The organism is Shewanella sp. AS16 (genome assembly GCF_021412365.1).
GTDB lineage: Bacteria > Pseudomonadota > Gammaproteobacteria > Enterobacterales > Shewanellaceae > Shewanella > Shewanella salipaludis.
Map to the genome: position 1 here is coordinate 34,155 of NZ_JAKCLK010000006.1, position 24,346 is coordinate 58,500.

14 protein-coding genes are annotated in these 24,346 nt (G+C 59.5%); 12 read left to right on the plus strand and 2 right to left on the minus strand.

Translation table 11 applies throughout. The features are described 5' to 3' along the window. The first annotated feature begins 223 nt into the window (after nucleotides 1–223). The 4 genes from nhaB to LZP73_RS14640 all read left to right on the plus strand — a co-directional run bounded on the left by nhaB (nucleotide 224) and on the right by LZP73_RS14640 (nucleotide 5,112). Entirely contained in the window at nucleotides 224–1,810 is a 1,587-nt protein-coding gene (nhaB, locus tag LZP73_RS14625; RefSeq protein WP_234235730.1) for a sodium/proton antiporter NhaB, read from the plus strand. Nucleotides 1,811–1,897: 87 nt separating this feature from the next. Further along, nucleotides 1,898–2,404 carry a disulfide bond formation protein DsbB gene (dsbB, locus tag LZP73_RS14630; protein WP_169562416.1) on the plus strand — a complete coding sequence of 169 codons (507 nt, stop codon included), beginning with the start codon at nucleotides 1,898–1,900 and terminating at the stop codon, nucleotides 2,402–2,404. Between the two features lie 354 nt (nucleotides 2,405–2,758). After that, the gene (locus tag LZP73_RS14635; protein ID WP_234235731.1) at nucleotides 2,759–3,748 is read left to right on the plus strand and encodes an ABC transporter substrate-binding protein; all 990 of its coding nucleotides are present in this window, start codon (nucleotides 2,759–2,761) and stop codon (nucleotides 3,746–3,748) included. Beyond that, the gene (locus LZP73_RS14640; protein WP_234235732.1) at nucleotides 3,745–5,112 is read left to right on the plus strand and encodes a sensor domain-containing diguanylate cyclase; all 1,368 of its coding nucleotides are present in this window, start codon (nucleotides 3,745–3,747) and stop codon (nucleotides 5,110–5,112) included. The genes LZP73_RS14635 and LZP73_RS14640 overlap by 4 nt, the downstream gene beginning before the upstream one ends. 11 nt (nucleotides 5,113–5,123) lie before the next feature. Here the strand turns inward: LZP73_RS14640 and msrQ are convergent, their stop codons facing one another. Next, nucleotides 5,124–5,756 carry a protein-methionine-sulfoxide reductase heme-binding subunit MsrQ gene (gene msrQ / locus LZP73_RS14645; protein WP_234235733.1) on the minus strand — a complete coding sequence of 211 codons (633 nt, stop codon included), beginning with the start codon at nucleotides 5,754–5,756 and terminating at the stop codon, nucleotides 5,124–5,126. Further along, entirely contained in the window at nucleotides 5,753–6,784 is a 1,032-nt protein-coding gene (gene msrP, locus LZP73_RS14650; RefSeq protein WP_234235734.1) for a protein-methionine-sulfoxide reductase catalytic subunit MsrP, read from the minus strand. The genes msrQ and msrP overlap by 4 nt, the downstream gene beginning before the upstream one ends. 256 nt (nucleotides 6,785–7,040) lie before the next feature. Between msrP and rmuC the strand changes: the two genes are divergently transcribed. The 8 genes from rmuC (at nucleotide 7,041) to recD (ending at nucleotide 24,195) form a co-directional block, all read left to right on the plus strand. After that, nucleotides 7,041–8,591: a DNA recombination protein RmuC gene (rmuC, locus tag LZP73_RS14655; RefSeq protein WP_234235735.1), complete on the plus strand. Its 1,551-nt coding sequence runs from the start codon at nucleotides 7,041–7,043 to the stop codon at nucleotides 8,589–8,591. A gap of 75 nt (nucleotides 8,592–8,666) precedes the next feature. Continuing rightward, nucleotides 8,667–10,586 carry a transglycosylase SLT domain-containing protein gene (locus tag LZP73_RS14660; protein ID WP_234235736.1) on the plus strand — a complete coding sequence of 640 codons (1,920 nt, stop codon included), beginning with the start codon at nucleotides 8,667–8,669 and terminating at the stop codon, nucleotides 10,584–10,586. Between the two features lie 79 nt (nucleotides 10,587–10,665). Next, nucleotides 10,666–11,574, plus strand: a complete 909-nt coding sequence (locus LZP73_RS14665; protein WP_234235737.1) for an AAA family ATPase — start codon at nucleotides 10,666–10,668, stop codon at nucleotides 11,572–11,574. 10 nt (nucleotides 11,575–11,584) lie between these two features. Beyond that, nucleotides 11,585–12,679, plus strand: coding sequence for a DUF58 domain-containing protein (locus LZP73_RS14670; protein WP_234235738.1), 1,095 nt, complete (start codon nucleotides 11,585–11,587; stop codon nucleotides 12,677–12,679). Next, nucleotides 12,676–14,835, plus strand: a complete 2,160-nt coding sequence (locus tag LZP73_RS14675; RefSeq protein WP_234235739.1) for a transglutaminase TgpA family protein — start codon at nucleotides 12,676–12,678, stop codon at nucleotides 14,833–14,835. The genes LZP73_RS14670 and LZP73_RS14675 overlap by 4 nt, the downstream gene beginning before the upstream one ends. A gap of 91 nt (nucleotides 14,836–14,926) precedes the next feature. Continuing rightward, nucleotides 14,927–18,481, plus strand: coding sequence for an exodeoxyribonuclease V subunit gamma (recC, locus tag LZP73_RS14680; RefSeq protein ID WP_234235740.1), 3,555 nt, complete (start codon nucleotides 14,927–14,929; stop codon nucleotides 18,479–18,481). Nucleotides 18,482–18,484: 3 nt separating this feature from the next. After that, nucleotides 18,485–22,165 carry an exodeoxyribonuclease V subunit beta gene (gene recB, locus LZP73_RS14685; RefSeq protein ID WP_234235741.1) on the plus strand — a complete coding sequence of 1,227 codons (3,681 nt, stop codon included), beginning with the start codon at nucleotides 18,485–18,487 and terminating at the stop codon, nucleotides 22,163–22,165. Then, a complete protein-coding gene (gene recD / locus LZP73_RS14690) occupies nucleotides 22,162–24,195 on the plus strand; it encodes an exodeoxyribonuclease V subunit alpha (RefSeq protein WP_234235742.1) in 2,034 nt (677 codons plus the stop codon). The genes recB and recD overlap by 4 nt, the downstream gene beginning before the upstream one ends. The last annotated feature ends 151 nt before the right edge of the window (nucleotides 24,196–24,346 follow it).

Consider the following 24,346-nt stretch of genomic DNA (forward strand, 5'->3'; position numbering starts at 1 on the left):
CGTCCCGGCTTAGGGCATTAATCTGTGTTTTTGTACAAAAAACATCCTTCTTGGGCGGGATTTTGTCGCAAATAACACCGGTTCCCACCGCCTGGGTATTTTCCCCCAAGGCCGAAAGCCGAACTTAGTGCATTGAAACCATCTTTGCACTGGACGCAAAGCCACAGACGTAGTACAAATCAAGGACTTCATAACATTAACAATTATATTAAGTGAGGGTGCCATGCCGGTGACAATGAGTCAGGCGTTTATTGGGAACTTCTTAGGCAATTCACCTAAGTGGTATAAAACCGCCATCCTGTTCTTCTTAGTGCTTAATCCTCTCGTCTTTTTCTATGTCAGCCCCTTCGCCGCCGGTTGGTTATTGGTCGTAGAGTTCATCTTTACCTTGGCCATGGCACTCAAGTGCTACCCCCTGCAACCAGGTGGTTTGCTGACCATAGAAGCAGTGATCATCGGCATGACCTCACCTGACCAGGTATTGCATGAGATCCAAGCCAACCTCGAAGTCCTGCTGCTGCTGATTTTCATGGTGGCCGGCATCTACTTCATGAAGCAACTCTTGCTGTTTATCTTCACCAAGATGATCACCAAGGTACGCTCCAAGATAGTCGTATCGCTGATGTTCTGTGTTGCCTGCGCCTTCCTGTCCGCCTTCCTGGATGCGCTGACAGTGATTGCCGTAATCATTGCCGTCGCCGTGGGCTTCTATTCCATCTACCATAAGGTCGCTTCGGGTAAGTCCTACGGGGCAGATCACGACCATACCACAGAGGCAGGTGGGCAACTCAATGAAGAAGAGTTGGAATCCTTTCGGGGCTTTTTGCGTAACCTGCTGATGCATGCCGGGGTAGGTACCGCATTGGGTGGCGTCTGCACCATGGTGGGTGAGCCGCAAAACCTGATCATTGCCGCCCAATCCGGTTGGCACTTCGCCGAATTCGCCATTCGCATGTCACCCGTGACTGTGCCTGTGTTTGCTACCGGCATACTGACCTGTTTCCTGGTCGAGAAATTTAAAGTCTTTGGCTACGGGGCGCAGCTGCCTGAAGCAGTGCATAAAATACTTCACGATCATGCGGCCCACATGGATTCGAGCCGCACCAACAAAGACAATATCAAGTTAATCATCCAGGCCCTGGTGGGCGTCTGGTTGGTCGCCGGCCTGGCGCTGCATTTGGCGTCGGTGGGACTCATAGGTTTGTCAGTCATCATACTGACCACGGCATTCAACGGTGTCACTGATGAACATGCCCTGGGAAAAGCCTTCGAAGAGGCTCTGCCCTTCACAGCCTTGCTGGCGGTATTCTTTGCCATAGTGGGTGTCATCATAGATCAACACTTGTTTGCCCCTGTGATCCATTGGGCACTGAGTTATCAGGGCAATACCCAACTGGTGATCTTCTATATCGCCAACGGCCTTTTGTCTATGGTCAGCGACAACGTCTTCGTCGGCACCGTCTATATCAACGAAGTCAAATCGGCACTCAGCGCCGGTCAGATAACCCGGGATCAATTCGACTTGCTGGCGGTCGCCATCAATACCGGCACTAACCTGCCCTCGGTAGCCACCCCCAATGGTCAGGCCGCATTCCTATTCCTCTTGACCTCGGCACTGGCCCCCCTGATCCGCCTGTCCTATGGCCGTATGGTGTGGTTGGCATTGCCCTATACCATTACCATGTCGCTCGTCGGCATTCTCGCCATAGAGACAGGTTTCCTGGAACATATGACACAGTTTTATTATGACAGTCATCTGCTTATCCACCACAGTGCCAAGGAAGTGCTGGGCACAATGTCCGCACATTAATCTTGGGAAGCCATTGAACTTTTCAGATGGCTGTCAGTCGAAAAAACGCCCCCGGGATAGTGGGCGTTTTTCATATGGAGAATCCTTTTGAACCCTGTCACTCGATTTGCTCATACACGCAATGCCTGGCTCATCCTGACCCTCAGCGCCCTGGCACTGGAAGTTGCGGCCCTCAGTTTTCAGTATCTGATGAAACTCGACCCTTGTGTCATGTGCATCTATCAGCGGCTGGCCGTCTTTGGCCTGCTGGGTGCCGGTCTGATGGGACTGGTGGCGCCGGGCAACCTGCTATGCCGCTGCCTGGCGGCACTGGTTTGGGGGATAAGTGCATCATGGGGATTGAAAATTGCCCTCGCCCTGGTGGCGCTACAAACCGACCCTTCTCCCTTCGCGACCTGCGCCTTCTTGCCCGAGTTCCCCAGTTGGATGCCATTGCACCAGTGGTTGCCTTCTGTGTTTATGCCAACCGGCATGTGCACCGACATCCCCTGGATGTTCATGGGCGTGACCATGGCCCAATGGATGGTGGTCGCCTTCAGTCTGTACCTCATCGCCCTGCTGATCTTCATAGCCCCGATTATGAGCAAGAAGTAGCTGACGATAACCGGCAAGCATAGTCCTAGGCATAGTCCTGGGCATAGCCATGAGCATAGTCCGGAATATAGTTATAGCCATAGCAGGGCCGGGAATAAACACCTAAGCTCATCCGCTGGGGAAAACACCCGGCCAAAGCCGATATTCGGCAACCGAGCCGCTCTCGCCAGAGCGGCTTTTTTTATGCAGCCTATCGGCAAAGACAGATGGCTCAGCCACAATCAGCCACAATCAGCCACAATCAACAATAATTAGTTTTGCGATAAAAGCTGCCATCACAATGAAAACACAGACATTGACTACTACACTTTAGCGGTAAATCCGCCACAATAGCGCCCATCGGGAACCTCTACCATGAAGAAAGTCCTGCTCTTGTGTTTGGCCGTCGCGCTGATCTGCATCCCGGCTTATTTATGGCTGCGACAGGAACCACTTCAGTCTCCCGCCAGAAAGATCAGCATCGCCATCTCCACCACCCCCTTATCGGCCCCTTTCATCGTCGCCAAGGCCCGCGGCCTTTTCAGGCAGCATGGCCTCGAAGTGGAGCTGCAGCCCTTGGATGGCGGCCTGCTCTGCTTTCAGAAGTTAATCGCCCGCCAGGTCTATATGGCCACCAGCTCGGAATCTGTGGTGATGTTCAACAGCTTCGAACATGATGATTTCAGCGTGCTGGCCAGCTTCGCCGAATCCGATAAGGACATCAAACTCCTCAGCCTCAAATCCTCTGGCCTGAGTCGCCCGCAGCAATTGGCCGCGAAGCGCATTGGCATAGTGGAAGCCAGCTCCAGCGAGTTTTTCCTGTATGCCTATATGCTCTTGTCCGGTCATGGCGATCTGGGCTTTACCCAGGTGAATATGCCCGTCCAGGAACTCGCCTCGGCGCTGCTGGAAAAGCGGGTCGATGTCATCTCTGTCTGGGAGCCCTACGGCCATCAATTGCAAAGACTCATGCCCCAGGAGTGGCTGGAATTCGATACCAAGGGGGTTTACTCTTTGTCCTTCAACCTCCTGGGACACAAGACAAACGACCCTGAGGATCTCCGGACCAATACCAAGGTTCTGCGGGCGCTGGCACAGGCGATTGATTTCATGGATAGCGAACCGGCGCAGGCCAAACGCCTCATCGGCCAATACCTCGACATCCCGGCCGCCGAACTGGACGCCCTCTGGCCTGACTATGTCTTCAAGTTATCCCTGGGCAATGCCTTGATCGCCAACCTGCAGATGCAGGCACATTGGGCCATAGCCACGGGTCAGGTCAGGGCCGACAGCACCCCGGACTTCAGGCGGCTGTTGGATCACCGCGCCCTGAATAGCCTGCCTCTGTTTGCGCAGACACTATGAAGTTATCCAGGCGCCTGCAAGTCTCGGTCCTGCTGTCCACCCTGCTGGTGAGCTTGATCTTGTTCACCTCGTTAAAACAGGCACAAATTCAGGCCCTGGCCGATCATCAACTCGAGCGCATCATCCGGGTTCAGTTGCAGATAGATGCCTTGAGTAACAGGCTGTGGTTATTACAGCACTACAGGGATAGATCCGCCTTGGATGAAGCCTTGGCTGTGCAGGCCGAGTTGAACAAAAAGCTTTCCCTCACCCCCATGATCAATCCTGCGCAGCGGCGGCTCTTAACCAACCTGATCCGGCTCAATGGCAACCTGGGCAGCCTGATCCGGCTGGCGAGCCAACAGGTCACGGGCGTCGATGGCGGGCCCATGGCGGTTGCCGCCCAGATGTTGCAGGCGAGGTTCACCATGACGATGCAAGCCATGGCGGAAGACAGCTACCGTTTTCAACTCAGTGCAATGCAACACAGCGAAAAGCAGCGCATTCGCATGCAAAGCCTGCTCTTTACCCTCTTGGTGCTGAGTCTGCTCAGCCTGACACTCTTCACCCTGACCATCTTGAGGCGCTTCAGCTCGAGCCTCAAGTCCCTCAATCAGGGCATAGCCTCTCTGGCCCAAGGCGATCTCAAGAGTCGGCTCGAGGTCGACGACACGGATGAATTCGGCCCCTTGTCGCGCCGGTTCAACGACATGAAGCTGACATTGGATCAGATCACCATCAAACGGGATCAGCTGCAATACGAAGTCGAGCAGCAGACAAAATTATTGACCCAACAACAGAAGAAACTGCAGTTCCTGGCCGACCATGATGAGCTTACCCAGCTCATGAGCCGGCATGCGTTCAAGTTGCATATGGAACAAGGGCTCATCAGATGCAAACGCAATCTGACCTCGGCCGCCGTGCTCTACCTGGACTTGGACAAGTTCAAACCCATCAATGACAGTTATGGCCATAGCATGGGGGATTTGGTGCTGGTCGAGATAGCACAGAGGCTGCAGCAGAGCATGCGCCAATCAGATATGGTGGCCAGGTGGGGCGGGGACGAATTTGTCATCTGGCTCGAGCCGGTAAAGTCCAGGGCAGAAACCCTGACCGTCATCCAGAAGCTCATCCCCCTGCTCTGCTCGCCCATTTTCATTGACAAGCACGCCTTCAGCATGGACATCAGCCTGGGGGTCAGCCTCTATCCCCAGGATGGCAAAGACGTAAACAGCCTGCTGCAGATAGCCGACAACAACATGTATCTGGCCAAGAGCCAGCCCGGCAGCAATTGTTATTTCAGTGCCAGGGACGCTGAACCGTGGCGCGATGCGGCGCTCGGTCAGGGAGAACCCGACAATGGCGGGCCCAAGTTGGTCAACTGAGGCCAAATAGCTCAGTTGAGGCGCGCTATCAGACTTTTGCTGCGCAGCCGCTGCAACCATTTGGCAAAGGGCATGCGCCACAGCAGCAGGCCCCCCAAGCCGAGCAAGTACAGGCTGGGCTCGATGATCTCGGATTTTACCGACCAGTAGAAGTGTATCGGGGCCAATAAGGCCACCAGATACACGCCATAATGCAGTTGCTGCCAGCGACGTCCCATCTTGCGCTTGACCCTATTGAAGGACGTCAGCGCCAATGCCAGCACTATGAGATAAGCCGAGGCGCCCACCAGAATGTAGGGGCGTTTAACCACTTCCTGCAGCAACAGCGACCAGGCAAACAGGAGATCCAGGCTGAAGAACGCCAGGATATGCAGACTGGCATAGGCAAACACATACAGGCCCAGCAGCCGCCGGGTTTGCATCAGCAAGCCCAGCTTGAATCCCTTGGCCAGCGGCGACACCAGCAAGGTGGCCACCAGGGCATTCAATGCGCCCATCCCTGTGTAGTGGATTATGTATTGCACGGGATCGCCGCCGGCATTATCCGTCAGCACCTGCCACAACAGATAGCCCAGCGGCAGCAGTGCCAGCAAATGAAATAAGCATTTCAACCAAAACAAATACTTAGCTGTCAGTCTGATCAATAGAACTTCCTCAGATCCATGCCCTTATACATATGGGCAACGTAATCGCCATAACCATTGAAGGGTAAGGTGGCGATGCGCCTGGCCGAGAACAGGCCACCGGCACCTATGCGCCGCTCCGAGGCCTGGGACCAACGGGGGTGATCCACCTCAGGATTCACATTGGCATAGAAGCCATATTCATGGGGCGCCAGCAGATTCCAACTGGTGGGCGGCTGTTTCTCTGTCAGCCGGATGCGCACTATGGACTTGATGCCCTTGAAGCCGTATTTCCACGGCACCACCAGGCGGATCGGCGCGCCGTTCTGTGGTGGCAGTGTCTTGCCGTACAGCCCGACGGCCATCAGGGTCAGCTCATTCATGGCCTCATCCAGCCGCAAGCCTTCGACATAAGGGTAATCTATGCCGCCGCCCACCATGCGACTCCTCTGACCCGGCATCTGCTCGGGATCATAGAGGGTCTCGAATGCCACATACTTGGCCTTGCTGGTGGGACCGACTTTCTTGAGCAGCGCCGCCAGCGGAAATCCCACCCAGGGAATGACCATGGACCAGGCTTCCACGCACCTGAGCCGGTAGATGCGCTCTTCCAGCGGCAACAACCGGGTCAACTGCGCCAGATCCAGGGTCATGGGGCGTTCGACTTCGCCATCTATTCTCAGCTGCCAGGGATCGACCGAGAATCCCTGGGCATTTTCCGAGGGATCTTGCTTACCCGTGCCGAACTCATAGTAATTATTGTGCCGGGTAACCTTGTCGAAAGGCGTCGGCATATCCTCCGCCCGGTAATTGGCATTGGCCGTATAATCCAGCGCTTGGGTCACAAATTGGGGCCGCTTATCGCCAAACACGTCCAGCAGTCCGGCATGTACAGATCCCGGCAGGCTGGCACCGACGGCACCAAACCCCAACGCCTTGATGATTTGCCGCCTGGCCTGGAATACCGCTTCCGGGGTCACATCCTGCTCCCCTTGCTGCCATGGCAGCCGGGCCAGTATGCCCTTGGTAAATCGCTTCTGCTGACTCAATGGACACCTCTTGTGATTATTGACTCGATGTACAGAGTAGACAGTCCCGGGACGAAAAAACTTCCCGGGCAGAGGAAAAAGTCTGCTTTTGCAGGCAAAACCGGCGACGGAAACAAAACAGACACCTTAATTTAACCTGATTGAAACAATCAAGACCCGCCAGGCAAAAGAGTACCCCAATCCGGGGCAAAGTACTTGAAGCCCCAGTGTCGGCATGCCAATCTATGTCCCACCTCTCATTATGCTTGTATTCTTTATGCCATTACCTCTCGCATTATCTGTCCCCGAAATAGCGGCCTTGGTGGCCACGGCCTTCCTGAGTATCCTGATAGGCGCCCTGCTCAATCAAAGATTCACCCGCCAGAGATGGCAGCAGCTCAGAACCGAGCTGGAACAAGAACTGCTGCAAAGCCAAAAGACCACGGATGACACCCAGCTGACATTGCAACAACAGCGGCAACTGTTGGAGCATAAGGAGGAGCAGCTCAATGCCTGCCAGGAAAAATTGGAGCATAAGCTGGCCCTGCTGGGAAAGGCCGAGGCCCAGGCCGAACGTCTGCCCCCTTTGGAGCAACAGTTGGCCGAGCTGCAGCGCAAGCAGCTGGAAACCCAACTGGCGCTGTCCAAGTCCAACGCCATGCAACAGAGCATCCTGGCCAAGAGCGAAGTGCAGCAACAGGCGCTGCAGGATAAGATAGCCCTGTTGGAATCGGCCGAGAGCCGGTTGACACTGCAATTTGAAAACCTGGCCAATAAAATTTTTGAAGAGCGCAGTGAAAACTTCAAGCACCAGAATGTCAGCCAGCTCGATGGGGTACTGGGTCCCCTCAAGCAACAGCTGGAAGGCTTTCGTCAGCAAATACGCGAATCCTACGGGCATGAACAGGCCGAGCGCAGCGCCCTGAAACATCAACTCGAACACCTGAGGGATCTCAACCTCAAGATGAGCCAGGACGCCATCAACCTCACCAAGGCCCTCAAAGGCGACAACAAGCAGCAGGGCAACTGGGGGGAAGTGATACTCGAACGGGTATTGCAGGAAAGCGGTCTGCGTGAGAGCCACGAATATCATATCCAGCAAGATCTGAAAGATGACGCGGGCAAACGCTTCAAGCCAGATGTGATAGTGCATCTGCCCGACAACAAGGACGTCGTCATAGATGCCAAGATGTCACTCCTGGCCTATGAGCGTTATTTCAACAGCGAAGATCCCGAGCTATGCCAACAGGCCGCCAAGGAACATGTGCTGTCGCTGCGCAGCCACATCAAGGGCCTGAGCCAGAAAGATTACCAGAAGCTGCATGGCCTCAAGAGCCTGGACTATGTGTTGATGTTCATCCCCATAGAACCGGCATTTTTGCTGGCGCTGGAGCAAGATCCCAGCCTGGTAAATTATGCACTCGAACATAACATAATGCTGGTTTCCCCGACCAATCTCCTGGTCGCGCTGAGGACCATAAACAACATCTGGCGCTATGAATATCAGAATCAACATGCCCAGACAATCGCCAAGCAGGCCGGCAAAATTTACGATAAGCTTTGTGGGTATGTCGAAGACATGGACAAATTGGGACGGGCATTGGACACCGCCGACAAATGTTATCAGGGTGCCATGAATAAGCTGGCCTCGGGCAGGGGCAACCTGATCCGCCAGGCCCATTTGATGCAGCAACTCGGGGTAGATACCAGCAAGCAGTTGGATAAACAGCTGCTGGACAAGGCGCTCGATGACAGCCTGGACACTCAGGCAGAAATGTTAACCGAAGCGGAAATCCCCACCACACAGATCAAGGCCGTCATTAGGTAGCAGAGCGCCGTGGCAGCCCAGCCCGGCACCCATGATTAATCGATAAGGAAATCGAATTTTGGAGGCAAGTTGTTAATGCGTAAACCATTAATCAATATGGTTTTGTCGGCTTCTATTCTGTTGGTGACGCTGGTGTCGGCCCCCCAGGTGCAGGCGTTGACCATCAAGCAACAGCAATATCTCGATGCCAAGAAGGCATTGGACCAAGGCAAGCGCAGCCAATACCAGAAGCTCAGACGCCAGTTGGATGATTATCCACTGGCCGTCTATCTCGATTACCACGAGCACATAGACAAGCTGCTCAAACAACCCGCCACCTCGGCCGAGGCCGGCTTGGCCCCCTTCAAGGGCCTGCCCCTGTACAACAGCGCCAGATACAGATACCTGATGGCCTCGGGCAGCCAGAGGCGCTGGCAGGACTTTTTGCAGTTCGCCGCCGAGCCACCGAACAACACCCGCTTGCAATGTTTCTACTACAGGGCCAAGCTGGCTCAGGGTGAGCATGCCGCCGCTTATCTGGGAGCCGCCGGCCTCTGGCTCAACGGCAACTCACTGCCGAAGGAATGTGATCCCCTGTTTCATGCCTGGGCCAAGGCGGGTCAGCTCTCCCAGACCTTGATCTGGGAGCGCATGTTGCTCAGTTTCGATGCGGGCGAGGCAGGTCTGCTCGGCTATCTGGCGAAGAAAATCACCACACACCAGAACTATGCCAAGAAGCTCATCGCCGTCTACCGGGATCCCAACAGCTTGCGCCACCGCCAAAATTTCAGTGCCAAGGCCAACATACTGGGCGACGTGGTGGCCGCAGGGCTGCGCAAGCTGGCCAGGAAAGATCTCGCCCAGGCGGTGAGCCTCTATGTCAAATACCAGCAAGCGGGCCGCTTCAGCGATCACCAGGGGCGCCAGCTCAACCGTTATCTGGTGCGGCGGGCGTTGATCCGTCAGGAGTCGTCGCTGAAGGATCACATAGATACCATGTTGCCGCTGCTCGGATCCGATGATCTCTATGAGATGCGCTTGCGCTGGGCCATCAGGGAGCAGGATACCCGGAGCATAGGCCTGTATCTCGAGCTGCTGAGCGACGCCACCCTGGCCAAATCCCGCTGGCAATTCTGGTACGCCCGGAGCCATGGGGCATCGCCGGCCACTGAGCAGACGCTGAGTGCACTGAGCCGGGAGCGCGACTTCTATGGCTTCTACTCGGCGCTGTCCCGGGCCAAACCCATCTCACTCAGGCAACAACACGCGACCCGGGATCCACTGCTGGTCGACAAGTTGGCCGATGACCCAGGCCTGGCCAGGGTCAGGGAACTGCTGGCACTGGAGAAACTGCCCGAGGCCAGGGGCGAATGGGTGTTGCTGCTGGGCCGCCATGACAATGACATGCAGGCGCAGTATGCCTTATACGCCCTGCAGCAGGGTTGGGACGATCTCAGTGTGCAGGCAAGCATTCAGGGGCGGTTCTGGAACGATTTGCCGCTGCGTTTCCCCTTCGCCCACCAGCAGGGGTTCGAGCAGGCGAGCGAAAAATTCAAGGTGGACATAGATGAGATCCGCGCCATCGCCAGACGCGAGAGCGCCTTCTATCCCTATGCCACCTCGGGCGTCGGCGCCAGGGGGCTGATGCAGTTGATGCCGGCCACGGCGAAACAGACGGCCAGGAAACAGGCACTGAGATACACAGGCCCGAGCAGCCTCTATTCGCCGCAGATGAACCTGCAGCTTGGCAGTGCCTATTATGCCCAGCTGCTCGAGGAGTTTAACCAGAACCGGGTGCTGGCAACCGCCGCCTATAACGCAGGTCCCCACAGGGTCAGGCGCTGGCTGGCAGACTCGCAGGGCAAGCTGGATGTGATGAGTTTCATCGAGACCATCCCCTTCAGCGAGACTCGGGAATATGTACAGGCGGTGCTCAGCTATCGTCTCATCTACCAGGCGCAACAAAACAAGCCCCTGTCCTTATTCAATGAGGCCGAACTCAACTTCGGCTATTGAGCCAGGCCATTTTCCCCTGGCTTAAATACCCGGCAAGCCCCATAGTTAGCCACAGGAATAGCTTGGGAGGGGACAGCAAATGAGCCAGACTGCCATTCAGGGGATATTGCATCAACTCGAGTGTGTGCTACTCGGCAAGCCGCAGCAGATCCGCCTGGCCCTGGCCTGCATCCTGGCCAGGGGCCACCTGCTGATCGAAGATCTTCCCGGCATGGGCAAGACCAGCCTGTCCCATGCCCTGGCGCAAACCCTGGGGCTCAGCTATCAGCGCATCCAGTTCACCAGCGACATGTTGCCGGCAGACATACTCGGGGTATCGATTTTCGACAAGCACCAGGCACAGTTCGTGTTTCATCCCGGGCCCATCTTCAAGCAGATGATACTGGCGGATGAGATTAACCGGGCCAGCCCCAAGACCCAGAGCGCCCTACTCGAAGCCATGGCAGAGCAGCAGATCACGGTCGACGGCATCACCCACAGCCTGCCGAGTCCTTTCTTCGTCATCGCCACCCAGAATCCGACGGATCAATCCGGCACCTTCCCGCTGCCGGAATCCCAGCTCGACCGCTTCATGATGCGCCTCTCCATAGGCTACCCCAATTTGGCGGCCGAGCTCGCCATGCTCAAGCAAGGCCACAGGGAAACGGCGCAGGTGCTGCCCCAATGCATAGATCCCATGACCCTGAGACAATTGCAGTCACAGGTAGAGGAAGTGACGGCCTCGGATGCCCTGCTGCAATACATATTGGCACTGGTGGAACATTCCCGCGCCCAGACAGAGAGCTATGGCCTGTCCCCCAGGGCCAGCAAGGCCTTGCTGCAAGCCGCCAAGGCCTGGGCGCTGATCCAGGGGCGCCACTACGCCGTCCCCGAAGATGTGCAGGCGATCTTCTCCCCCGTGGCCGAGCATAGGGTCCGCAGCAGCAGCCAACTGCAGGGCGAGGCGATATCCGAGAAGATCCTCGCCCAGGTCAACCCGATACGCTGATCAGGCCCGGATGATGAAATCGGCATCGGCCCGGAGAACAGGGCAAACAGGCACCAAACGCCACCAAGCCCCAGGCAAGCACCGCCGGCATGGCATCTGGGCGCTGCGGCGCTGGTTCGGCGAGCGCTGGCAACTCTGGTTGGCCAGACGGCTGCCGCCGGGGCCGAAGATCACCCTGGACCACAGCCGGATATTTATCCTGCCCAGCGGCTTCGGCCTGCTGTGGTTGCTGCTGGTGCTGATCCTCTACCTGTTTGGCACCAACTATCAGAACAACCTGGTCATAGGCCTGAGTATCCTGCTATTCAGCCTATTCAATACCTGCATCATCTACAGCTACCGCAACCTCGCCGGTCTCACCCTGGCATCCCTGCCACCGCCCCAGGTCTATGCCGGCGATACCCTCACCTTTCCCATTCATCTGAGTTCGAGCCATTCCAGCCATGAGTTGTATCTCAGGTTCGGCGCCAATGCTGCCCACAGGGTGCCAGGGGTGACCCGGGAAAAAGTCCTGGCCCGGGTCACCCTGGCGCATCCGCGCCGCGGCCTGGTACACCCAGGGCGCCTGACCCTGGCTTCCAACTACCCGCTGGGGCTATGCCGGGCCTGGTCCCATGTGGATCTGGCGTTGCACCACTTGGTGTTCGCCGCGCCCCGCAGCCAGGCGCCGCAACTCGCGCGCCGTCAAGACAGTGACGACAAGAGCCTGACCCAGGGCAAGTCCACCATGGGGGTCAATGAATTCAAGGGGCTCAAGAGCTATGTGATAGGCGAATCCCTCAAGCACGTCGCCTGGAAGCAATGGGCCCAGGGGCGCGGCATGCTCAGCAAGGAATTTCATCAGTTGCAGGGCGTGCCGCTCTGGCTGGAATTGGGGCCCCTGGCGCCCAATGGGCTGGAGCAGAGGTTAAGCGAATTGGCCTGGCAGGTCGACCGCCTCACCGCCGATGGCCAGAGATTCGGCCTCAGCCTGGGGCAGCAGCGTTTCGGACCGGGCGAAGGCGCGGCGCACCGGCTCTTATGTCAGCGCGCCATCGCCCTGTATCCTTCCGACCCGCAGGACTCGGCAAACGCCCCAGGCACCGGGCCAGGGGTGACCCCATGAAGACCCAGGGATTGCCGCCTCTGGGTCAAGCTACGCTTCAGGCCCGCGACCAGGCTCGTGACCAGGCTCGTGACCAGAGTCGGCCCCAGGCGGGAGACATAATAGGACGCCAGACCCTATTCTGGCTGCTGCTGACCTATATCGCGATACTGGGGCCACTCTACAGGCAATGCACCAGCTGGACCCTGGGCATCTGTGCCATCTGCCTGGTATGGCGAGTCGGCATCTATCTGGGCAAGGTGGCCAGACCGCCGCGGCCCCTGGTCAGCATCCTGGCCATAGCCGCGGCCCTGACCCTGGCCTTGGTGGCGATGGAACTTGGGGTGCTGAACGCCCTGATCAACCTGCTGGTGTTGGGCTATGGCCTCAAATACATAGAGATGCGGGAGAGGCGCGACGTCAAGAGCCTGGTACTGGTCGGCTACTTTCTCATAGGCCTGAGCCTGATTGAGCACCAGTCACTCTGGTATTCCCTGTACCTGCTCGGCGTCAGCGCGCTCAACACCTGTGTGCTGCTCAGCCTCTATCGCGAGCGCGGCGGCATACCCGACACCCTGGCGACCGGCCTGCGGCTCATGGGCCTCAGCCTGCCACTGGCGCTGGTATTGTTCATAGTGCTGCCACGATTTCCGCCGCTCTGGTTAGTGCCTCAGCTCAAGAGCAGCCAAACGGGCCTGTCGGACACCCTGGGCTTTGGCGACATTCGCCGCCTGACCCGCTCGGCGGCGCTGGCGTTCAGGGCCAGCTTCGACGGCGATATCCCGGCCAACAGCGGTCTCTATTGGCGCGCCCTGGTGTTGGAAGATTACGACGGTAAGCATTGGACCCAGTCAGCCAGCATCAAGATGCAGCAACACAAGGCGAGGCTATTGGCGACGCCCGCGGCAGATGACGGCCATGGCCTCACCAGGCTCAAAAAAACCGGGCCGCGGCTGGACTATCTGGTGATTGCCGAACCCAGTCGCCAGCACTGGTTGTTCGCCCTGGATCTGGCCCAGAGCCAGGATGAGACCCTGATCAGGCTGCCGGATTACCGTCTCTATTCGCTGCAGCGGCTGGAGCAGCGCCGGGTCTACCGGGTCAGCTCCTGGCCCTCTGCCCGCCTGGGTATGAGCCTTGACGATGCCGCCAGGGCCCGCAACCTGCGATTGCCCGAGCATGGCAATCCCGCCACCCGGGCACTGGCCGAAACCTTTCTCGACTCTTACCCCGAGCCCAGGGCGCGCCTCGATGCCATGATGCGCTATTTCCATCAGCAACCCTTCTTCTACACCTTGAACCCGCCCCGGGTCGGGCCGCAACAGCTGGACGATTTCCTGTTCGAGAACCGCGCCGGCTTCTGCGTCCACTACGCCTCGGCGCTGGCCTTCATGGCCAGGGCAACGGGCCTGCCGGCCAGGCTGGTCACAGGCTATCAGGGCGGTGAGCCCAATCCAGATGCGGGTTACTTGAGCGTTTACCAATACATGGCCCATGCCTGGGTCGAAGTCTGGCTCGACGACGGCGGCTGGCTGAGACTCGACCCCACAGCCATGGTCGCCCCTGAGCGGGTGGCGCAGGGTTTCGATGCCAGCTTCGCCGCCGCAGACAGCTACCTGAGTGACAACAGTTTCAGCAGCCTGAGGTTCAGAACCTGGCCATGGCTGAACGCGCTCAGGCTCAGCCTGGCCAGCATAGATTATTACTGGAGCCTCTGGGTGCTGGGGTTCGACACCCAGCATCAATATCGGCTGCTGGCTAACCTGCTTGGCAATGTCAGCGCCACCCGGGTGGCACTCCTGATGCTGATAAGTATCGGCGTCATAGGCCTGGCCATAGCCTACAGCGCGGGTCTGCTGCGCTTCCCCCGGGACAGAGACACCCTCAAACTCGGCTACGACGGGGTCTGCCGCCAATTGGCGCGCAGGGGCCTGGCGCGACACCCAAGCGACGGGCCCGAGACCTTCGCCGCGCGCGTCGCCATGGCGGCACCCGAGTTTGGCCGCAGCTTCCATCGCTTCAGCCGCAGCTACATAGGGCTCAAGTACGGCCTCGACAGCGATAACGACCGCAGCGACGCCAAAGAGAGCAAGCGCCGCCGCCAAGCCTTCAACAAACAGGCATGGCGACTGAAGCTGCGGCTCATGCTGTTATCACCCTGGCGGGGATTAAAATAATGCCGCTATCGGCATTAAGACAGGGCTGCGATGTTGAATGCGGTAAATCAAACACATAGAATAGTTTGAATTGCACCTTGCCGAGTCGCCCATGCTATACCTGCTCCAGTCCAACCAGATGGAATCCCTGTCGCAACAACTCGCGGCCATGTTGGCAACGGCGCCCGGCGGCGCCAACCCCTTGGCTCAGGAGGCGATTCTGGTCCAGAGCCCTGGCATGTCGACCTGGCTCAGGCTGGAGATAGCCAAATACAATGGCATAGCGGCTGCGCTGGAATTCCCCCTGCCCTCGAGCTTCACCTGGCAACTCTGTCATGAGTTGCTGCCGGACGTGCCCAAGGAAAACGCCTTCACCAAGGCCGCCATGACCTGGAAACTCATGGCCCTGCTGCCCGACCTGTTGGATGACGAGGCCTTCAAGCCGCTGCGTCACTACCTGACCCCGGATGTCGTCGAGCCCCCGGACGCCGAGCTCAAGCTGTATCAGCTCTGCGGCCGCATCGCCGACATATTCGACCAATACCTTGTCTATCGCCCCGATTGGATCCTCGGCTGGGAGCGCAACGAATCCCCATTGAAACTCGGCGCAGATCAAACATGGCAGCCGCTGCTCTGGCGGGCGCTGACCCGGTTCAACGCCCAGGTGCTGGCCCAGAGTGGCTATCACAGGGCCAACCTGCATCAGGCCCTGCTCGAGGCGCTCGGCAACCAAGCCACCTCGCTCGCCGCCCTGCCGCAAAGGCTATTCGTGTTCGGGATCTCTTCCATGGCGCCACAGACCCTGGAAGTCATCTACCACCTGGCCAGGCGCATAGATGTGGTGATGCTGAGCCTGAGCCCATGCCAACATTACTGGGGCGACATAGTAGATCCGCGCCAGCGCGCCCGGATGGCACTGCAATACGCCGACAAGAAGCAACTGGCCGAACATTGGCAGGACAAGCTGGAGGTGGGCAATCCCCTGCTGGCCAACAACGGCAAGATGGGCCGTGAATTGCTGGATCTGCTGCTGGAGTTGCCCGCCGAGCATACGGACTTCGGCTATGATCTCTATCGGGATCCCGGCGTCGACAGCCTGCTGCATGGGGTGCAACACGACATACTCGAGATGGAGACCCTGGGCCAGAGCCTGGGGCCGGACGCAGAGCTGTACCTGAATCTCCATGGCCGGCGCCCGTTGGCCAGTGACGATGACTCCATCACCCTGCGCAGTTGCCACAGCCCGCTGCGGGAAGTCGAGACGCTGCACGACCATCTGCTGGCACTGCTAGAGCAAGATCCCGGGCTGCAGCCCAGAGACATAGTGGTGATGATGCCGGATGTCGCCGCCTATGCGCCTTACATAGATGCGGTATTTGCCGCCAAACAGGGGCAGCACTACATAGCTTACGCCATCGCCGACCGCGGCGCGGCCCAGGAATCACCGCTGATCAACAGCTTCCTGCACTTGCTCGGCATACACCAGAGCCGTTTCGGCCTGACAGACATCATCAGCATACTCGAAGTGCCGGCCGTGCTGCGCCGCTTCGATCTGCTCGAAGAGGAACTGCAGCTGATCCGCCGCTGGCTCGACAGCGCCGGGGTGCGCTGGGGCCGCGACGAGCAGAGCCGAGTCGACCAGGGCCTGGCCGCCTTCGGCCAGAACTCCTGGGCCTTCGGCATCCGCCGGCTGATCTTGGGGTATGCCCTCAGCGACGATGCCCCCCTGTACCAGCAGCACCTGAGTGTCGAAGGCATAGAGGGCCAGGCCGCCCAGGCCCTTGGCAAGCTGCTCAACTTCATCGAGCGCCTCGACCAGCTGCAGCAACAGCTGAGCGTCAGCCTCGACAGCCGCAGCCGCCTGGTGCAGCTGGAACAGATGCTGGCGGACTTTTATGCCGTCGACGAGGATGAGCGCCCGCAACTGCAGGAGATACGCGAGGCCCTGGTGAAGCTAGGCACGGAGCTGGATGACGCCGGCCAGCAGGCGGATCTGGGCATGGCCGTGCTGCAGCACTGGTTCGGCAGCCAGCTGAACGAATCCAGGGTCGGCCAGCGTTACCTGGCCGGCAGCGTCAACTTCTGCACCCTGATGCCGATGCGTTCCATCCCCTTTGGCGTCGTCTGTCTGCTGGGGATGAACGACGGCGTCTATCCCAGGGTACAACACCCGGTCGGCTTCGATCTCATGGCTCACCAAGGGGCCCGCAAGGGAGACAGATCCCGCCGCCTCGATGACAGATACCTGTTTCTCGAGGCCCTGTTGTCGGCCCGGCGACAGCTGTACATAAGTTATCTGGGTCATAGCGAGCGGGATAACTCGGAGCGCATTCCCTCCATGCTGGTGTCTGAACTCATAGAGTATTGCCAGCTCTGCTATCTGCCACAGGGCCTTACGCCAAAGGTCACGCCTCAGGACGCCGAAGCGGCCCTGTGGCAACACTTGGTTTGCCTGCAACCCTTGCAACCCTTCGACGAGCGCCTCTATCTGCCCAAGGGTGCCGAATCTGACCAGAATGACTCTGCCGTCAGTACCCAATCCCAGCGGCTGCAACCCAGCTACAGCCGGCAATGGTGCCCGGCCGGTGCCAGAGACGCGACTGAGCCGCCCTTCATGGCTGCCGATGCCGGCATAGATCTGAGCGGCGATGACGAGCTGCTCGGCGAGGCAGCAGAGACAGACGGCGAGGCGCAGCAGATCGAACTGTCGGCCCTGGTGCGCTTCTTTCGCAACCCGGCGCAGTATTTCTTCAACCGCAGCCTCAAGGTGGATCTCGGGCTGAAGATCCAGGCCGAGAACAACGACGAAGCCTTCAGCCTCAATGCCCTGGAGCGGTATCAGTTACAGCTCAAGCTGCTGGACGACGCCATAGGCCATAACAGCGAGCTCATAGACGGCGAACTGCTCGAACGCCTCAAGGCCGGCGGCAGCCTGCCGATGGCGCCGTTCGATAACCTCTTGCTGCACCAATATCAAAGGGATCTGGCGCCGCTCATAGGCCGCAGCCTCTACCTCAGGGGCGAGGCGGGCAAGACCCGGCATCTGGACATAAGGCTGAAGCTGACGAGCCAGGATGATGGCAAAGGGATCACCTTGGTTGGCCGCATCGAAGACCTAGCCGCCAAGGGGCTGGTCAACTATCGTCCGGGCACGGCCCATGGCCGGGACTTGGTGCGTCTGTACCTGCGCCACCTCTGTGTCAACGCCATGGGTCATGGCTGCCACAGTTATCTGCTGGATGTTGGCCATTTCCACGCCCTGGCCCCCCTCAGCCAGGAGATGGCCAAGGCCAACCTGACGCAACTGCTGGCGTTATTCATTCAGGGCCAGCAACGGCCGCTGTGCTTCATGCCGCGCACCTCGCTCGCCTATGCCGAGGCGGAGGGAGATCACCAACAGAGGCTCCTGGCCGCCAAGGAGCAGTGGCTGGACGAACAGAGTCAGCTGGGCGAAGCCATGGAGCCCCATTACCAGAGGCTGTTCAGCTTCCCCCGGGATTTCAGCGAGCAGGAGTTCGGCGGTCTCGCGCTGGCTATCTGCACCCCCTTGCTGAGCCTGTACCACAAGGACCCACTGGCCAAGCTCGGCGACTATGTTGACAATGCCGGGGGTGACAATGTCGGGATAGACAATGCCGGAATTGACACCAGCCGGGGCGAGGAATAAGCCATGTCGACAGCACAAGTACTCAACCCCCTGACCCTGCCCTTCGGCGGCAGCCGCCTGATCGAGGCCAGCGCCGGCACAGGCAAGACCTATACCATCTCGGGCCTGTATCTGCGGCTATTGCTCGGCGACGGCATTCCCCAACCGCTCGGCTGCGAGCAGATCTTGGTGGTAACCTTCACCAATGCCGCCACCCAGGAACTCAGGGACAGGATAAGACGCCGCATCCAGCAGGCATTCAAGTGTTTCCTCGGCCTGCCGACCGAAGATGTGTTTATTCGCCAGTTGTATGAGTCCATCCCCGAGGCCGAGCGCGCCACCGCGCTCAAGCGCCTGGATTTGGCGCTCAAGTCGCTCGACGAGGCCGCCATCTACACCATACATGGCTTCTGCCAGCGGATATTGTCGGACATGGCATTCGAATCCTCGCTCTTGTTCGAGTCCGAATTTACCCTGGACGACAGCGAATTTTTGCACCATGCGGTGCGGGATTTCTGGCGCGAGGCCTGCTACCCCCTGAGCGAAGAGCTGGCGCAGATCATCGCCAACCAATTCGGCGATCCCGACAATCTGCTGCGCAAGTTAAGACCCTTGCTCGGCGCCAGCCAGGCCGAGCCTAAGGTGCAGCCCGTCGCCTTCGGCCCCCTGACCCAAGAGCTGAGCCAGAGCCTGAGCCGCTTCAGACTGGTTTGGCCCAGGGAACGGCAGGCCTTGCTGGAACTGCTGCATGAGCTGCCGCTCAACGGCGCCCGCTTCGGCAAGGCGGCGGACAAGTACCCCAAGCTCGGCGCCATGTTCGATGCCCTGGATAACTGGGTCAAATACGGCAACGGCCTGCCGGACGACAAGGTGCTCGATGCCCTGTCCCTGTCCGGGCTCAAGCTCAACAAGGGCGGCGTGGTGCCGGGCGCCGACGAAGCGCCGTTGCTGGCCCACATAGAGAGGCTGCACCAGTTGATCGCCGCCGTGGCGCCGGCCTTCCTGGCCGGCGCCAGAGACGGCATAGACAGGCGTTTTCGCCAACAAAAACAGCAGCGCAACCTGCTGACTCCGGACGATCTGCTGCTGACCCTGAGCGAGGCGCTCGCGGCCAATCCGGCCAGTCTCGGCCAGGCGATCGCCAGTCGCTTTCCCGTGGCCCTGATAGACGAGTTCCAGGACACAGATCCACTGCAATTCGCGATCTTCTCCGGCATCTATCAACAGCAACCAGCCCCGGGTTCCCCCCTGAGCCTGCTGATGATAGGCGACCCCAAACAGGCCATCTATGCCTTTCGCGGCGCCGATATCCATACCTATATCCAGGCGCGAAACGAGACCCAGGCGCACTACTACCTGGAGACCAACTACCGCTCCAGCGCCAAACTTGTGACCTCAGTCAACAGCCTATTCCAGCAATCGGGCGATCCTTTCCTCAGCCGGGCCATCCCCTTCGATGCCGTCGCCACCCCGGCGAGCGCCGCCAACAAGTGCCTGACGGAAACCGGCGGCGACGGCAGTGCCTTGCGGCTGCGGCTGCTCGCCGAAGACCCGGACAAGGGGCTCAACAAACTCACCGCCAGGGCCAAGCTCGCCGACGATGCCGCCGCCCAGATAGCCAGGCTCCTGACCCAGGCGCAGCAGGGCCAATGCCATATCGCCGGCCAACCCCTGAAGGCCAAAGACATAGCCGTGCTGGTGCGCGACAGAAACGAGGCGGCGGTGATGAAAGAAGCCCTCGGCCGCCGTTCCATAGGCGCCGTGTTCCTCAGCCGCGACAGCGTGTTCGACACCCTGGAAGCGCGGGAACTGGCATTGGTCCTGGCCGCGCTGGCCAATCCCAGGGACGAGCGGGCGCTGCGCAGTGCGCTGGCGACCCGGCTGCTCGGCTTCGATGCGCTGCAGATCCACGGTTTCAATCAGGATGAAGAGCGCCGGCAGACCCTACTTGGACAATTCTTCGAGCTCCATAACCTCTGGCTGCGGCGCGGCATAATGCCGGCGCTGCTGAACCTGGCCAACGACACAGGCCTCATCGGCCGTCTGCTGGCCAGTGACGACGGCGAACGCCGGCTGACGGATTTTCGCCACCTGGCCGAATTGCTGCAGCAGAAGGCCACCGAACTCGATGGCAGCAGCGCCCTGGTCAACTGGTACCAGCAACAGCTGCTGGAAAACAGCGGCACAGACGAGCAACAGCTCAGGCTGGAGAGCGAGCAGAACCTGGTGCAGCTGGTGACCATACACAAGAGCAAGGGCCTGGAATACCCTGTCTGCCTGCTGCCCTTCGTCAGCCTCGCCAGGGACAATCGCCGCAAGCCGGCGCCCATGCTATACCATGAGGAGCAACGCCTGCTGTGGGACATAGAGGGCAGCGACGAAGGCTGGCAAGCCTACAAGCGCGAGGTGCTGGCCGAAGACATACGTCTCCTGTACGTGGCACTCACCCGCCCCGTGTATCTTTGCTATCTCTATGTCGCCAACCACAGCAAGGTCACCAAGGTCGCCGGCCTCAGCAGCCAGCTGCACGAGACGGGCATAGGCTATCTGCTGGGCATAGACAGCAAGGACTGCGACTTTGGCCGCATCCAGGCCCAGACCCAAAAGCTCGCCAGTGAGGCCATCAGCATAGAGTCCATACCGGACGAGATAGCGCAGACGCCACTGGCCGACAACCGCCCCGAGCGCGGTGAACTCGCGCCCAAGCCCCTGAACCGCCCCCTGAGCCGTCCATGGCGGGTCGGCAGCTACTCGGGTCTGGTGAAAAACCTGCCCCACGAGCGCACCAGCCCCGGGGCCGACGATGAGAGCTTCGATCCTGCACAAGACCGGCTGCAGCCGCAGAGCCCATCCGAGGCTGAGCCCGGCTCGCAGGAGCAGAGCCGCTTCAGTTTCGAGCGCGGCGCCAATGCCGGCAGCTTCATGCATTTGGTGTTGGAGCTCATCGATTTTACCGTCGCAGACCCTGAGCTGGAGCGCCACCTGCCCCAGGCCATGGCGCAATACGGCATAGACCCCCAATGGCAACCTCTGCTCGAGGACTGGTATCTTGATCTGCTGCACGCGCCACTCAGGCTTCACAACCCAGAGTCACAACAAGCCCAGACAGCAGACGAGCCGCTATGCCTGAGCCGGCTCTGCGAGCGGCAGAAGCTGGTGGAGATGGAGTTCTATCTGCCGCTGGCGCGCCTCGATGCCGGCGGCCTCAACGCCTTGTTGACTCGATTCGGTTATGGCGGCGAGGCCAACGGCTACCGCCACGAGCTGAGTTTCGATGAACTCGAGGGCATGCTCAAGGGCTTCATCGACTTGACCTTCGAACACCAGGGCCGCTTCTATATCTGTGACTATAAGTCCAACCATCTGGGCGACGACTTCAGCCACTACCGGCAGAGCGCCATGACCCAGGCCATCCGCAGCCACAGATACGATCTCCAGTACCTGCTCTACACCCTGGCACTGCACAGGTATCTGGGGGCCCGCCTGACAGACTATGACTACGACAGGCATATTGGCGGTTGTTATTACCTGTTCCTGCGCGGCATGTCGGTCGCACATCCGGATGCCGGCATCTTCTACGATAAACCGCCCAAGGCGCTGATCCAGGCACTGGACGCCCTGTTTAACGGCGAGCCGCCAACGCCTGTCGCACAGGAGGCCGCTCCCCACGCCAACCCAGGCGCTCAAATGGAGTTCAATTTATGATCCACGCAGCCGCCCCCCTGCCCCAGCTGCTGTCCCAGTGGGAAGCCCAGCGACTGCTGACGCCGCTCGATCGCCACTTCGCCCTCGAGCTTGCCGCCGCCCATGGCGAGACAGAGGAATTATTCCTGCTCTTCTGCGCCCTCCTGAGCCGGCAGTTGTCCCAGCAGCATACCTGCCTGGTGCTGGCACAGGTGGATCTGGCCAACCCAATGCAGGAAAACCACAGCCAATGCCGGATCTTGCTCGAGCAAGATGCACTGCAACAGGCGCTGGCAGGATTCGCCGCCGTTGGCGATGCCGACAGTCACTGCCCCCTGATCCTCGAAGACGGTCGCCTGTACCTGCAGCGCTATCACCAGTTCGAAACTCAGGTGGCGGCCAGGCTGCTCAACTTGGCCAGTGGTACCATAGCCACAGAGCAGCACAGGCTGGCGCCGACCCTGGCACTCTTGTTTCCCGCCCAGGCGCAAGGGCTGGACTGGCAAAAGATTGCCACCGCCACGGCGCTGACCAAGCAACTGGCGGTGATCACCGGCGGCCCAGGCACGGGCAAGACCACCACTGTCACCAAGCTGTTATTCCTGTTGCAACTGGAGCAGGAGCTCAACATCCGCCTGGTGGCGCCGACGGGCAAGGCCGCTGCCCGCTTGAGCGAGTCGATCAAGGCCTCCAAGGCGAGGCTCGCCTCTGAGCTGGAGCGCGATGGCGCCATCTTGCCCGAGTATCGCACCGCATTACAGCGGATCCCTGAGCGGGCCGCCACCCTGCACCGCTTGCTGGGGGTGATCCCAGATTCCCACCGCTTCCGGCACCATAAAGACAATCCGCTGCGGCTGGAGCTGCTGATCGTCGACGAAGCTTCCATGGTCGACTTACCCATGATGCATAAGTTGCTGCAGGCGCTGCCGGATGAAGCCAGGCTGATCTTGCTCGGCGATCAGGACCAGCTCGCCTCGGTGGAGGCCGGCGCCGTGCTGGCAGACATCTGCGCCGGGCTCAGGCTGTCGCAGCGGCAAGACAAGGCCGGCCCCCAGTGGCGCATGCGCTATTCCCAGGCCCAGGCCGAGCGCTTGTCTTCCCTCTGCGCGGCGGATCTGACGGCATTCGTCGACCCTGAGCCCAGGCTGGGCGACAGCCTTTGCATGCTGCTCCATAGCCACAGGTTCAGGGGCGATGCCGGCATAGGGGTATTGGCAACGGCAGTCAACAACGCCGACAAGGGCGCCATCATGCGCGCCTGGCAACATGGCTACCGCGAGCTTCACTGGTTCAACCATGAGTTTGGCGCCGCAGGCAACCCGGCCCAGAATGCTCAAGCGGCGAATAAGGGCCTGCAGCTGTTACTCGAACAGGCGGTGGCAGGCTATGGCCAGTATCTTGGCCTGATCCACGGGCGCGACGCCGGGCAGGCCGACAACCTGGACGGGCAAGACCCTGACGCCGCCATCAACAGAGACACAGGCACCATAATAGAAACCTTCAACCGCTACCGACTGCTATGCGCCATGCGCGCCGGCGACTACGGGGTCGAAGGCATCAACAGAAGCGTCACCCAAGCCCTGACCCAGGCCAAGCTGATACAACCCCAGCAAGAGTTTTACCTGGGGCGGCCCATCATCATCCAGAGCAATGACTATAATCTCGGGTTATTCAACGGCGACATAGGGCTTGTCCTGCGGGATAACGACAGGCCCGAGCGGCTGATGGCTCACTTCGTCAAGGCCGATGGCAGCATACTCAAGGTATTGCCCGCCCGCCTGCCGAGCCATGACACTTGCTTCGCCATGACGGTACACAAGAGCCAGGGCAGTGAGTTCGAACAGGTGGCCCTGGTGTTGCCGCCGAGCCCCAGCCCGTCCCAGTGGCAACTGCTGACCAAGGAGCTTGTCTACACCGCCGTGACCCGCGCCAAACAGAGTTTCAGCTGCCTCGGCAGTCAGGGCGTGTTCGAGCGCGCCTGCATGCAGGCGACCCAGAGGGCCTCGGGCCTGGCCCATAGGCTGTGGCAGCAGCAACAAGACGCCCGTTAGGCAAAGCTTGGGGAAGGAGGCTAAGAGGGAAGTATAAGAGAGAAGTAACGAGGCTGGCTGAGAATCAGCCCCGGGACCCGGGGAAACCTAGAGGAAGGACGGGCACTATTTCGGCATTTACGTCCCAGGCCCTTGCGCTGCGGCGCCGAGG